11 protein-coding genes are annotated in these 12,057 nt (G+C 58.7%); 3 read left to right on the forward strand and 8 right to left on the reverse strand.

The window, feature by feature from the left end; all coding sequences use genetic code 11:
- Nucleotides 1-26: 26 nt before the first annotated feature.
- From TL5118_RS02440 to TL5118_RS02455, 4 genes are all read right to left on the reverse strand, one after another.
- On the reverse strand, nt 27-794 hold the full coding sequence (locus tag TL5118_RS02440) for a hypothetical protein (protein WP_058242654.1): 768 nt from the start codon (nt 792-794) through the stop codon (nt 27-29).
- On the reverse strand, nt 791-1,873 hold the full coding sequence (locus TL5118_RS02445) for a glycosyltransferase family 2 protein (RefSeq protein WP_058242653.1): 1,083 nt from the start codon (nt 1,871-1,873) through the stop codon (nt 791-793). Before TL5118_RS02445 ends, TL5118_RS02440 begins: the two co-directional genes overlap by 4 nt.
- 2 nt (nt 1,874-1,875) lie before the next feature.
- Nucleotides 1,876-2,406 carry a hypothetical protein gene (locus TL5118_RS02450; protein WP_058242652.1) on the reverse strand — a complete coding sequence of 177 codons (531 nt, stop codon included), beginning with the start codon at nt 2,404-2,406 and terminating at the stop codon, nt 1,876-1,878.
- A gap of 128 nt (nt 2,407-2,534) precedes the next feature.
- A complete protein-coding gene (locus tag TL5118_RS02455) occupies nt 2,535-3,701 on the reverse strand; it encodes a nucleotide sugar dehydrogenase (RefSeq protein ID WP_058242651.1) in 1,167 nt (388 codons plus the stop codon).
- A gap of 229 nt (nt 3,702-3,930) precedes the next feature.
- Here TL5118_RS02455 and TL5118_RS21040 point away from each other — a divergent pair, with 229 nt between their 5' ends.
- Genes TL5118_RS21040 through TL5118_RS02470 form a run of 3 tightly spaced genes read left to right on the forward strand, consistent with a single transcriptional unit; the run spans nt 3,931 to nt 8,571 of the window.
- Nucleotides 3,931-4,380 (forward strand): MarR family winged helix-turn-helix transcriptional regulator, encoded by a 450-nt coding sequence (locus TL5118_RS21040; protein ID WP_131727395.1) that lies wholly within the window; start codon nt 3,931-3,933, stop codon nt 4,378-4,380.
- 2 nt (nt 4,381-4,382) lie between these two features.
- Entirely contained in the window at nt 4,383-5,483 is a 1,101-nt protein-coding gene (locus tag TL5118_RS02465; RefSeq protein WP_058260715.1) for an efflux RND transporter periplasmic adaptor subunit, read from the forward strand.
- A gap of 10 nt (nt 5,484-5,493) precedes the next feature.
- Nucleotides 5,494-8,571 (forward strand): efflux RND transporter permease subunit, encoded by a 3,078-nt coding sequence (locus TL5118_RS02470; RefSeq protein WP_058242649.1) that lies wholly within the window; start codon nt 5,494-5,496, stop codon nt 8,569-8,571.
- 72 nt (nt 8,572-8,643) lie between these two features.
- On the opposite strand, the gene TL5118_RS02475 is transcribed toward TL5118_RS02470, so the two are convergent.
- The 4 genes from TL5118_RS02475 to TL5118_RS21290 form a co-directional block, all read right to left on the reverse strand.
- Nucleotides 8,644-9,453, reverse strand: a complete 810-nt coding sequence (locus TL5118_RS02475; RefSeq protein ID WP_058242648.1) for a DUF2793 domain-containing protein — start codon at nt 9,451-9,453, stop codon at nt 8,644-8,646.
- Nucleotides 9,454-9,572: 119 nt separating this feature from the next.
- Entirely contained in the window at nt 9,573-10,562 is a 990-nt protein-coding gene (locus TL5118_RS02480; protein ID WP_058242647.1) for a sulfotransferase, read from the reverse strand.
- Nucleotides 10,562-11,185, reverse strand: a complete 624-nt coding sequence (locus TL5118_RS02485; RefSeq protein ID WP_058242646.1) for a hypothetical protein — start codon at nt 11,183-11,185, stop codon at nt 10,562-10,564. The genes TL5118_RS02480 and TL5118_RS02485 overlap by 1 nt, the downstream gene beginning before the upstream one ends.
- A gap of 252 nt (nt 11,186-11,437) precedes the next feature.
- Nucleotides 11,438-12,057: hypothetical protein (locus TL5118_RS21290; protein WP_165590008.1), on the reverse strand; the 620-nt coding region annotated here is incomplete at its 5' end.

The raw sequence follows: 12,057 nt of genomic DNA on the forward strand, positions 1-12,057 counted from the left end.
GTCAGCCATCGCTCTCGCCGCACTCGTTATTTACTGGCTATGAGTCCTGAGCCTAGGCCCGAGATCACAGCTGCGGGCCGCCAGCGCCGCAAGACCAGGGGGCGGCGCAGCACCAGCAATGACTGCGCGTCCTGCAACTGCGCCTCATAGACGGGCCAGCCTGCGTGCGGGTTTTGCCAGCCGTTGATGGAATTGGGCCCAGCCTCGCGTCGGATCAGGCGTTGCGGATCTGGCAACAGACGCATCAGATCCTCAAGGTTTGGGCCCTTGCGGCCTGTGGGCAACGCGGCCATCGCCGTGGCATCAGGATGTGGCAAAACGGTCTGCGGATCGCTGAGCCAATGCGCCTGGTTCAGGACCAGCAGATCTGGCAATTCCCCCAAGCTGTTGCGATTTTCCAAACGGGTCAGCAAATGCGCCAGCGCGCCGGGTGTCAGGCGATCCGCCTCCTCCAGAAGGATCACATAGGGGGTGTCCTTTTCGCGCCGGATCATGTCACCAATCTGCTGCCGGTCGGGCAGGGGTGTTTCCAGTCGCACCACCTCAATCCCGGTTTCCTTGGCACGCAGGGACAGCTCATCCAGCGCGGGCAGGTCGGGCAGGACAACAACAGCCTGAGCCCCCGCGACATCCTTGATCGCGGCCCAGTTCGCGCGCACCATCGCCTCCAGATCTGCAACGCTGGCGGTTTGATCCGCGGCGACAACCCCCCGTGGATCCTCAGCAAGGGTTTCTTCCAAATCGGCAGAGGGGCACAGCGTGAGGGTGATGAGAGAGGGACTTGGGGTCTTCAAACCGATACTCCGGACAGGGAGGGCTGGGGTGTTGCGGCAACGGGATTGGTGCTGGGCGACGTCACCCTAGCAGGGCGATCGATTTCGCTAGATTCGGCCATTTGCAACAGGATCTGCAGCGCCATGACCGGATCACGCTGATGAAACAGCTCCAGCAACTCATCGGTTAGCACGCTGTCAAAGTAGCGGTGTTGGGCGGTCTGCAGGTTTTGAAAATGCTGCGGGTCCAAGGTTTCACGCACCCAAAGCATCAGGTCGCTGACGAAGCTCAGCAGGCTAAGCCGCCACAGGTCTGCCGCTTGCTGCCCGGCGGTTTGTGCCAGGGTCGTTAGCCGGGGTTCCAGTGCCGACAGCGCCTTGAACAGTTGAAGACGGGCAAGATCCTTGCGCCCGGTGATCTGTTGTTTGGCCCGATCTGTCTGCCCGATGAAATGAACCGCAGCGATCCGGTTGGAGGCCAGAATGCGATCCGCTGTGATGAAGGAGGCCCAATGAAACTCAATGTCATTGTGCACTTCAATCTCGGTGAACCGCAGGTTTTCCCGCTGTAGAAAATCACGGCTGTAGACCTTATTCCAGGGGTAGTTTGCGGTTTGAGACAACAAATGGGACTGTTGTTCGTCCAAACTGCAGAGGTTCTGGCCGCTGAGCCGCGCTTTGCGCCAGATCCGGTCATCAAAACGCATCTGTCCCCAGCCGCCCATGTCGCCGCGCCGGCTGTCGTGGTGGCGGAACAGGCAGAAATCAAAGGGATCGTTTTGCGCATTGTGAAGTTGCAGATCCTGCCAGAGGCCCGGCAAATCGCTGGTCAGCAGATCGTCACTGTCGAAAAAAAGCACATGTGAACAGCGCAATGCGGCGATGGCGCGTTTGCGCGCCGCCCCTGCGCCTTTTGACTGAGTTAGGCGCAAGACCTCCAGGTCATAAGGCTGCGGGTCTGTTGGCGTGGCAATCGGCGGCTGTGATGCGTCATCCACCACAATGACCTGTTTGAAAATGCCAAAATCACGTGCCTGTTGAAGCAGCCTGTCCAGCCCGGCCGCGTCATTGTGAACAGGAATGGCGAGCGCGAGGTCCATCTTCAAACCGCAAAGACGCGCAGATCTGCAAGCATCAATTGGCAGGCCTGTGTCGGCAGGAAGATCACCAATTCGCGCCAGTTGGCATGTTGCGGAATATTGGTGTTCTGGTTCAAAGACAGGGCATCAATGTGGCTTGCCTCTTCGGCGCGTAGCAGGACGTGTTTGTCAAAGAAGCAATCAACGAAACCTTCGTCCGTGCCGGACCGCAGGCAGGCGCGCAGCATCGTCATTTCACGTGCATGCCCCCTGAGGGCAAAGCCAAAGATCCCCAGATTATCCAATCGCATCGGACCAAGGGCCAGATGCAGCCCGCACCAATTGCCGTTGCCGTGAGGTTTTAGCGTCAGCTCTAGCAGTTGATCAGCCGGTGATTTGAACTTGCCACGCAGTTCAAGCGCCGGATCGGAGTTCAGAAACAGCCCGGGCAAAAATTCCGTATATGATTTGAGGGAGCCGGAATTGCGCTGTGATCGCATCAATCCCAGCAGGTGATTGGCTTGGCCATCTGGACCCATCGCAACACTGTCCATTCCTGCCTCCCAGACTGATCAATCACATAAACAGATAGATGATTTTTGCGGGACTTGTTTGCCCGACACAAGCGTTTCCGCCGGTATCTTATCAGAAAATCCGGCGAATTGGATTTTGTCTGCGGGGGTCAGTCGGCACCGAAGAGGTCACGAGTGAAGACCTTGTCGCTGATATCAGCGATCTCATCCGTCAGCCGGTTGGCGATCACCAGATCGCAGTCCGCTTTGAACGCCGTCAGGTCCCGTTCCACCCGCGAGCGATAGAATTCCTCATCAGGCAGGGCGGGTTCATAGACGACTACCTCAATGCCTTTGGCTTTGATGCGTTTCATGATGCCTTGGATTGAGGATTGGCGGAAATTGTCAGATCCGGCCTTCATCACCAGCCGGTAGACGCCGACGCGTTTGGGCGCGCGGGCGACAATTTCGGCGCTGAGGAAATCTTTGCGGGTGGTGTTGGCCTCAACAATAGCGCGGATCAGGTTTTGCGGCACCTGGCTGTAGTTGGCCAGCAGCTGTTTGGTGTCCTTGGGCAGGCAATAGCCGCCATAGCCAAAGGAGGGGTTGTTGTAATGGCCACCGATTCTGGGGTCGAGGCTGACCCCTTCGATGATCTGGCGCGAATCCATGCCACCAGCCAGGGCGTAGCTGTCCAGCTCATTAAAGAAGGCGACCCGCATCGCCAGATAGGTGTTGGCGAAAAGCTTGATCGCCTCAGCCTCATCCGCATCGGTGAACAGAACCTCAACGTCCTTTTTCACCGCACCTTCAAGTAGCAGATCAGCAAAGACGCGGGCCCGGTCCGACCGTTCGCCTACGATGATCCGGCTGGGGTGCAGGTTGTCGTAAAGCGCCTGACCTTCGCGTAGAAACTCGGGGCTGAAGATCACCTGATCGGTCGCTAGCTTCTGGCGGATCCCGCTGACAAAACCCACGGGGATCGTTGATTTCACCACAATGGTGGCCTTGGGGTTGATCGCAATGACCTGTTCAATCACCGTCTCAACGCTGGAGGTATCAAAGAAGTTGTTGTCGGGATCGTAATTGGTGGGTGTGGCGACGATGACGAAGTCGGCGTCCTGATAGGCGGATTGCGCATCAGTTGTGGCGCTGAGGTGCAACTTGCCGGATTGCAGGAATTCTGAGAGTTCTGCGTCCTCAATCGGGCTTTGACCCTGATTGACCAGGTTGACGCGCGCTTCGGTGATGTCCACCGCCGTGACATCGTGATTTTGTGAAAGCAAAACAGCATTGGATAGGCCCACATAGCCCAGGCCAGCAACGGCAATTTTCATTGGAATTCCTACACGCAGGTCATCGGAAACAGTTTCGGAGATCTTACAAAGGAAGCCAATGAGGGGAAACCAAAAAGCTTTGTACTACCACCGGCTGGTCAGATATCCGCCTGTTCACGGAAGCGTGAATAATTTCTCCTATTGAATGTTTCGGAAAATGAAGTAAAAGCCGGGAAAATTTTGAGGTTCTCCCGTGAATTGCGAATCCAATCCCCTTTTTGATCCAGCTGTGGAAGCAGCTCTCAGCGATGAGTTGCGCAGCCTTTTGGGGGTGGATGCGATTTACACGCAAGTGCTTGCGGCAATTGAAGGCCTCGCCCTTGAAGATGCCTTGCCGGACCCGGTCAAACGGGTGCTGATCCGGTTGGAACAGCCGATCCGTATGGGGGATCTGGCGCGGGCGTCGAATCTGCTGCCTTCCACAGTGACCTCGATTGTGGATATGCTGGAAGATGAAGGGCTTGCAGAACGCCAAAGGGATCCCAGCGACCGCCGTGCCTGGCTGTTGTCGCTGACCGAGAAAGGCCAAGCCACACGTGCGGAACTGGTTGAGAAAGCCAGTGAGATTTTCCACGCCGTGACCGGTTTTGACTCAGAAGACACCGAAGCCTTTGCCAGATTGATGGATAAGGCCCGCAAAAATATTCACGAAACGCTCTTGGACAGGAGTCGCAAATGAAGATGTTTCCCCCTCATGCTCTGCGCGAATTTCGGCTGAAAACCTCGGCCATCGCGGCTGCTGTGGCTTTAACGGCTGCGCTACCCTTGGCAGCGCAGGCTCAGGAGGCGGATGCCGAAACCCCGGTTGAGGTGGTGCGCCCTGTGAAGCTGATGACCGTCGAGGCCAGCAGCGCAGGCGTGACGCGGACCTTTTTTGGTCAGGTGGCGGCTAAGGAAACAGTGGATCTGGCCTTTCAGGTGGCCGGGCAGATCGTTGAGTTCCCGGTGATTGAGGGGCAGATCGTGCCCAAGGGTGGGCTGATCGCACATCTGGATCAGGAGCCGTTTCAACTGCAACTGGATCAGGCTGAACTGCAGTTTGAACAGGCAAAACGGACGCTGGATCGTTTCAATCAGCTGACCGGCACCGCTGTGTCGCGGGTGGCCGCAGATGACGCCGAAACCCAGTTTGGTCTGGCCAAGATCGCACTGCGCAACGCGGAGTATTCGCTGGAACACGCCACGCTGCACGCGCCGTTTGATGCGCTGGTGGCCAGCCGCAACGTGGCGAATTTCACCACGGTCGGGGCGGGCAACGCCATTGTGCGCCTGCATGATATGTCAGACCTGCGCATCGAAATTGACGTGCCTGAGGTTCTGTTCCAGCGCGCCGGCAGCAGCACCGATGTGCAGCTGATGGCGCGGTTCCCGGTCGGGGATGCGCTCTACCCGCTGGAGATCCGCGAATTTGTTGCTGAGGCCTCGACCGTTGGTCAGACCTTCCAGCTGACGCTGGGGTTGGATCAGCCCGAAGGCCTGAATGTTCTGCCCGGATCTTCGGTTACTGTTTTGGCGACCATCCTGCAGGAAGAGGGTCTGCCGCTGGTCCCCAGCACCGCGCTGCGCATTGCCAATGATGGCAGCACCCATGTGATGGTCTTCACCCCGACAACCGGCAACCAAGGCACTGTGAGCGAACGCAAAATCACCATCGAAGCCGACCGTGACGGCAAGTTTCAGGTGCTGGATGGTCTGGAACTGGGGGAAGAGATCGCCATGACCGGTGCCAATGCGTTGAGCAATGGCCAGACGGTACGCCGCTTCATCGGTTTTGTAGATTAAGGGGGCCGTCATGAACATTGCACGCGCCTCTATCAACACCCCGGTCACCACATGGCTGATCATGCTGATCTGCCTGTTTGGCGGCATCTGGGGCTTCTTCTCGCTGGGTCGTCTTGAAGACCCGGCCTTCACCATCAAAACCGCAGTTGTGGTCACGCAGTATCCCGGCGCCAGCGCCGAACAGGTGATGACCGAAGTGACCGAACCACTGGAAGCGGCGATTCAGGGCATGGGGGCGGTGGATCGCATCACCTCGACCAACCGTCCCGGCGTGTCGCGGATCGATGTGGAAATCCGCTCGACCTATGACGGCACCGAATTGCCGGCGATCTGGACTGAGCTGCGCAACAAAGTGGCTGATGCCAGTGGTCGCCTGCCACAGGGCGCGACCCAGCCCAGCGTGAACGATTCCTTTGGCGATGTGTTCGGCATCTTCTTTGCGGTGACCGCTGAAGGCTATACTGATGCGGAAAAATACAATCTGTCACGGTTCCTGCGGCGTGAATTGCTCGCGGTCGAAGGCGTCGCAGATGTGGAGGTTCAGGGCCTGCCGGATGAGGCCATCTTTGTGGAGCCGGATCTGGCGCTGATGGCGCATCAGAACATCTCGCCGCAAGTGATCCTGAATGAGATCGCCAATTCCAACTCCATCGCGCCGGCAGGGTCGTTGCGCCAGAATGACATCAAGGTGCGGATCGAAACCCCGACCGGCAGCAACAGTGTGGATGACATTGCCGGGCTGACGCTGGGGGTCAGCGGTGAGGTGTTGAACCTGATCGACATCGCCCATGTGCATCGCGGCCGTCAGAACGATCCGGCGGCGATCATCCGTCACGACGGGGTGGAGGCCTTCACCCTTGGTGTGGCCGGTCTGGCGACCGAAAACATCGTTGCCGTGGGCAACCGGGTGGATGCCCGACTGGCCGAATTGCAGGCGGACATTCCCTTTGGTGTGGAACTGCACCCGATCTATCAGCAGCATATTGTTGTGGATGAAGCCTCGACCAACTTTCTGGTGAACCTTGCTATGTCAGTGGGCATCGTTGTGGTGGTTCTGGGCCTGTTCATGGGGCCACGCGCTGCGATTGTTGTGGGATCGACCTTGCTTCTGACCGTGGTGGGCACGCTGTTGTTCATGGCGCTTTTCTCAATCGAGATGGAGCGGATTTCGCTGGGCGCGCTGATCATCGCGATGGGTATGCTGGTGGACAACGCCATTGTGGTCGCGGAGGGCATGCAAACGGCGATGCTCAGGGGCAAAAACAGCCGGGATGCGGCGGATGAGGCTGCGGCCAAAACGCAGATCCCACTCTTGGGCGCGACGGTGATCGGTATTATGGCCTTTGCCGGGATCGGCCTTAGCCCGGATGCAACGGGTGAGTTCCTGTTCTCGCTCTTTGCGGTGATCGGTATTTCGCTGCTGCTGTCCTGGATTCTGGCTGTTACGGCGACGCCTTTGCTGGGTCACTACTTCTTCAAGGTGGGCCATGCCGAGGCCGCTGATGCCTATTCCGGTCTGTTGTTCCGTGGCTTTGGCGCCTCACTGCGTCTGGCTTTGCGGCTGCGCTGGCTGGTGATCGTGGCCCTCTTTGCTGTTACGGCGGCTTGCTATTATGGCTTTGGTCAGGTGAAGCAGCAGTTCTTCCCCAACTCGAACACACCGATCTTCTTTGCGCATTACACCCTGCCGCAGGGCGCGCCGATTGCCACCACCTCGGCACAGATGAAGATCGTTGAAGACTGGCTGGCGGAACGTGAAGATGTCACCAATTACTCCACCTTTGTGGGGCAGGGCGCCACGCGCTTCCTGCTGACCTACGCCAGCGAACCCTCCAACCCCGGTTACGGTCATCTGATCATCCGCACCGATACGCTGGATGAAATTCCGCAGTTGCAGGCTGATCTGGAAGCCTTCGCCGCAGAAGCCATGCCGGATGGTGAATTCCGCACCTCGCGTCTGGTCTTTGGTCCAGGGGGGGGCGCGCCGGTGCAGGTGCGCTACTCGGGCAAAGATCCTGAGGTGCTGCGCAACCTGGCCGATCAGGCCATGCGGGTCATGGAAGAGGCCTCACCCAACATTCTGTTGCCCCGCACCGACTGGCGCGAGCAGGAGCTGGTGCTGCGGCCAAACTACGTGACGGAGCGGGCACAGACCGCCGGGATCAGCCGTGATGATGTGGCCAGCATCTTCAACTTCGCCACCGACGGCATGCGCGCCGGGGTCTACCGCGAAAGCGACCGGCAGATCCCGATCATCGTGCGCACTTCGCCTGAGGCTGGCTTGAGCGTGATGGATCAGATTCTGGCAACACCAACCGGTGTTCTGGTGCCGATGGAACAGATTGTTGACGGCATCAGCTATGAGCCGCAAAACACCCTGATCCACCGACGCAACCGGGTGCCGACCATCACTGTGGGGGCCGATATCCCGGCGGATCTGACTGCATCGCAGGTGTTCAATGAGGTCCGCGCTGCGGTTGAGGCGATTGAGATCCCGGCCGGCTACACGATGGAGTGGGGCGGTGAATACGAAGCCTCGGCCGACGCGAATGAAAGCCTGGGTGGCCAGTTGCCGATCTCTCTCCTGATTATGGTGTTGATTTCGATCCTGTTGTTCAACGGGCTGCGTCAGCCGCTGATCATCTGGCTCCTGGTGCCGATGGCGGTGAATGGTGTGGCGATCGGCCTATTGGCCACGGGCATCCCGTTCTCCTTCACCGCGCTGCTGGGCCTGTTGAGCCTGTCGGGCATGCTGATCAAGAACGGCATCGTTCTGGTGGAAGAGATCGATCTGGTCCGCGCCGAAGGGGTTGAACTGCGCGAGGCAATTGTGCGCGCCTCGACCTCACGTCTGCGCCCGGTGGTGCTGGCGGCGGCGACCACAATCCTCGGCATGGCGCCGCTTCTGGGCGATGCCTTCTTCGTCTCCATGGCGGTGACGATCATGGGCGGTCTGGCCTTTGCCTCGATCCTGACGCTGGTGGCCGCGCCGGTCTTCTATCTGGTGATTTTTGGCCCGGAAGAGCGGCGTCGCCTGAAGGCACAGGCGAAAGCTGCGGGCACAACGAATGTGACGGCAACGGCGTAAGCGACCCCTCGGGGCTGTCACGGACGCCGCCCATATTAGGGCGGCGTCTTTGTATTTGCAGCTAGGCCACGGCTACACCAACGTGCCGCTGGCATCACGCCATTGGCTGCCATCGCTCCAGATCGGTTGATTGAGGTCGCTGTCATAAAGGCAGGCGCCAGCACCACATGTGCTGGCAGAGGGGCGCGCGGCGCTGCTGCTTTGCCCGCAACGCATTGGCCCGGCGACCTCCAACGGACAGGACGCGCTGGCGGTGCCGATGCCCACATGGCCGGTTACAGGATCGGCGCTAAGCGCGGTCAGCCAGCTGCCACCATCTGCCGAGAGTTTCAGCGACCAGCTGTCTGATCCCGCCAACCCCATTTCCGCCCGGCCCGACCAGCCCGACTGAAACATCAGGGTCGTCGTGTCCGCAGACGTGGATTTGTTCAGCACCATCCGGTGATCGCTGCCCGCATGGCTGAACAGGCTGGCGGGAGAGGATACGGCAAAGCGATTGACCGCATCGGGTGTGGTGCCAATCCCCAATTCCTGTTGATGCAGCAGGGCCGGGGGGTGCCAGGCGCCATCGTGCCAGACCACCAGCCGGGTCGTGCTGAGATCCAGCGCAATCAGCCCCGCCTGCGGCGTGCTGAACTGCCAGCCGCCATCCAGCCAGCGCGCCAAATGACCATCCTGGCCGGCAAAACCATCGCTGGGGCCCGGCCCAACGCCGTAAAAAGCACCATCCTCTGGCACCGCAGGCGGCACCACATGCGCCAGACCATCAATGCGCAGCTGAACCAGCCCATCCAGCGCCAGCAAGCTCTCATTCACCGTGACATGTTTCTGTGCCTGAGCGGGCATCACAAAGGGCAAAGCAAGGGTAGGGGTGTTGGACATGCGGCCTCCGAAACTGGCAGATCTGGTGATCACCGAAACTGAGGTATTTGCTTTACTGAAACGTGAACCGACAGTGCGCTACGTTGGCGTCCCGAGCGCTTGCAGAGAAGGGCCGCGCTTTACAGCTGTTCCACATCCATGCGTGTTGGGTAGTCCAGACGTTCGCACAGTGCGATGTAGGCTGGGCTGTCTGTCATTTCCTGCCGTAGTGCAGGCTCCAGTACCCGCGCTGGCCGTGCCGCAATAACATTGCCGGAGCGTCCGCTGTCACCCGATAGCTTGATGTGTTGGAACAGGTTCTGAAAGTCCGGGTTAAACGGTAGCTCCAAGATGCCACAAACGCTCTTCATCGTTGTTGACGGGTCTGCCACAAAACTCTCATAGCGGAGCATGGGCAGGGCATCGTGCCGGTCTAGAAAGGCATGATACCGCCGCGCGTATTCTTCCAGAGTGGAGGGTTTGAACTGCCGGTGCCACTTGTTGAGAACCACGCTTTGGTAAGATTCGATTGGGTGGCGCACCGTCACCAAGCTCAAGATCCTGGCGGTTGGGGCGCCATTGTTCACAAGAGGTGACAGGTGTTCACTCACCAGGTCCAGCAGGCCCGGCCGTCTGGCGATGCTGTTGCCGGTATGGAATAGGCTGTGATTGTGTTCTCGCAGGACCAGATAGTGGCCAGTGGCCTGCGATTGCGCACGCAGTTTTTCAAAGCCTGCAAAAAACAGATCCGCCAGCTCACTCTGTTCAGCTGAGCGGCTGCCGTGCCGGACCAACCCAACGAGGTCAGAAGGGGCAAACGGATGTTTGTTGATGGTTGAAAGGGGGTCTGTTTCGCTCAACAACCGGATATTTGGCATTGCGGCGATGCAACGGCTGATCAACGTGCCGCCCGTACAGGCCAGGTGATGCACGGTTCGAATGGGATCTGCGGCGGTCGGTTCCGATAGGGCGGCAGCCTGCTCCAGCAGTTGGGACAGAGCCGGCAGATCCGAGGGTGCGGCGGGTTTTACCCCGGCAACTTGCAGCGCCCTCCGCGCCCAATCCATGGGGCGCTCATCCGCAGCGATATTGGCTGGCGTAGTTGGGGCAGGCGGCGTCAACTCGGTCATCACTCCGGCTCTTTCGCGCCCAGCCGTCCGGCCAGCTGGCCCAGCAGGTCTGCCTGATTTTCACTGTGCTTCAGCAATTCACCATAGCGGTCCCGGAGGTCTTCGAGATCGGCGTGCAGACGTTCCGCCAAACGCTCACTCTGATCCAATCTGCGATGCAGATCGCGTATTTCAGCGACACGCGGGTCTTCGCCTTCGGCGGTTTCACCGTCATTGGTTTGCTCTGGTGCCACGCGAGGCTTGGTTAAGACCAAATGGGTGAAATCCGCATCTGCGTGGCTTTCCCCTTTGATCTCAAATCCTTGGGTCTTCAACTGTTCGGCAAGCGCATCGACACCAAGGCTTCCGTGATACAGCGGCAGGCACCCGGCCCGCAGGAATACATGCGAAAATGCCTTTGCCGGCGGCAGATCTGCCAGTTGGTCTACGGCTGTTTTTTCTTCGCCCGGACAATCGATGATCAAGATGTGCTCAAGGTCCGCGTCCATTGCGACGGACTGAAGCATCTGATCCAGCGTGACCGTTTCCAGAACCGTTTTGCGGACCTCTTTGAGTGCCGGATAAAGCGCCAACAGCTGCGTGGGTTGCCGCAGGCTGGACTGTCGGGCGACATTGAAACTCATAAAGGGTTGCTGCCCACTTGCTGTGGAAAGCGCGCTTTCAAGCAGCTCTATTGTGGGTTCATCTTCGCTGAGGCGTTTGAGCGCCGTGTGAAAAGCCCTGTTTGGTTCCTGCAGCACAATGTGTCGAGCGCCCGCGTTTAGGAAATCCGGTACGAGACGGCCCTCACCAGCCCCTAGGTGCACAATTGCGCCAATCGGGGCGGCGTCGCTGAGGGATTTGAGTGTGCGGGACCAAAGAGACAGCGGCATAATTTATCCTCGACCCAAAAAGCGGCGCAATGCCCGCAAGGGGGCCGTGATTTTCATGGAGTGAGACCCCATTATATGCGCCACTTCACCTTCTAAGTTGCGAATGTGCTCTCGGTTTTGATCTTGCGTCGAATGCAGGAGCCTCAACTCCTCCAACTGACCTTTCAGTTGACGCCGCAGCAGAGCTTCGGTACGGAGCAGGCGTGCATGTTCTAACTTAGCAGCCTCCGCAGCGTTTGACGCGGATTGCTGCTGGTCTTTCAGGTCTTGAGCAAGGGTTTCCTTGCTTTCGGTCAGTAGAGCGATTTGCCCTTCGTGATCGTCCACCAAACGTTCCAAATCAGCAACATAGGTTTGCTGTTGACTGAAGTTGTTTGTTTGCTGCTCCAGCTCTTTGCTTTTCACTTCCAGCAGCGCTGATTGAGCGAGGACTTCGCCTTGCAGATCTTCGATCCGTTTTGCTTTTTGGGCATTCAACGTTTGAAGCTGGGTGAGCTGGGCATCAAACCGCGCAACTTTGGCCTGCTGAATCTGGTCGATCTCATGTGTCGAAGATTTCTTGGGTGCTGCGTATCCGTCCGGTATCGGGGCGGTTTCAGGCTTTTTCGGGGCGCCAGTTCCAT

Origin of the sequence: Thalassovita autumnalis, assembly GCF_001458255.1 — a bacterium.
Taxonomy (GTDB): Bacteria; Pseudomonadota; Alphaproteobacteria; order Rhodobacterales; family Rhodobacteraceae; genus Thalassobius; species Thalassobius autumnalis.

Coding starts and splice junctions, on each gene's coding strand:
- TL5118_RS02485 (WP_058242646.1), bottom strand. CDS start 11,185: ATGAGTTTCAATGTCGCCCGACAGTCCAGCCTGCGGCAACCCACGCAG.
- TL5118_RS02465 (WP_058260715.1), top strand. CDS start 4,383: ATGTTTCCCCCTCATGCTCTGCGCGAATTTCGGCTGAAAACCTCGGCC.
- TL5118_RS02475 (WP_058242648.1), bottom strand. CDS start 9,453: ATGTCCAACACCCCTACCCTTGCTTTGCCCTTTGTGATGCCCGCTCAG.
- TL5118_RS02445 (WP_058242653.1), bottom strand. CDS start 1,873: ATGGACCTCGCGCTCGCCATTCCTGTTCACAATGACGCGGCCGGGCTG.
- TL5118_RS02480 (WP_058242647.1), bottom strand. CDS start 10,562: ATGACCGAGTTGACGCCGCCTGCCCCAACTACGCCAGCCAATATCGCT.
- TL5118_RS02470 (WP_058242649.1), top strand. CDS start 5,494: ATGAACATTGCACGCGCCTCTATCAACACCCCGGTCACCACATGGCTG.
- TL5118_RS02450 (WP_058242652.1), bottom strand. CDS start 2,406: ATGGACAGTGTTGCGATGGGTCCAGATGGCCAAGCCAATCACCTGCTG.
- TL5118_RS02455 (WP_058242651.1), bottom strand. CDS start 3,701: ATGAAAATTGCCGTTGCTGGCCTGGGCTATGTGGGCCTATCCAATGCT.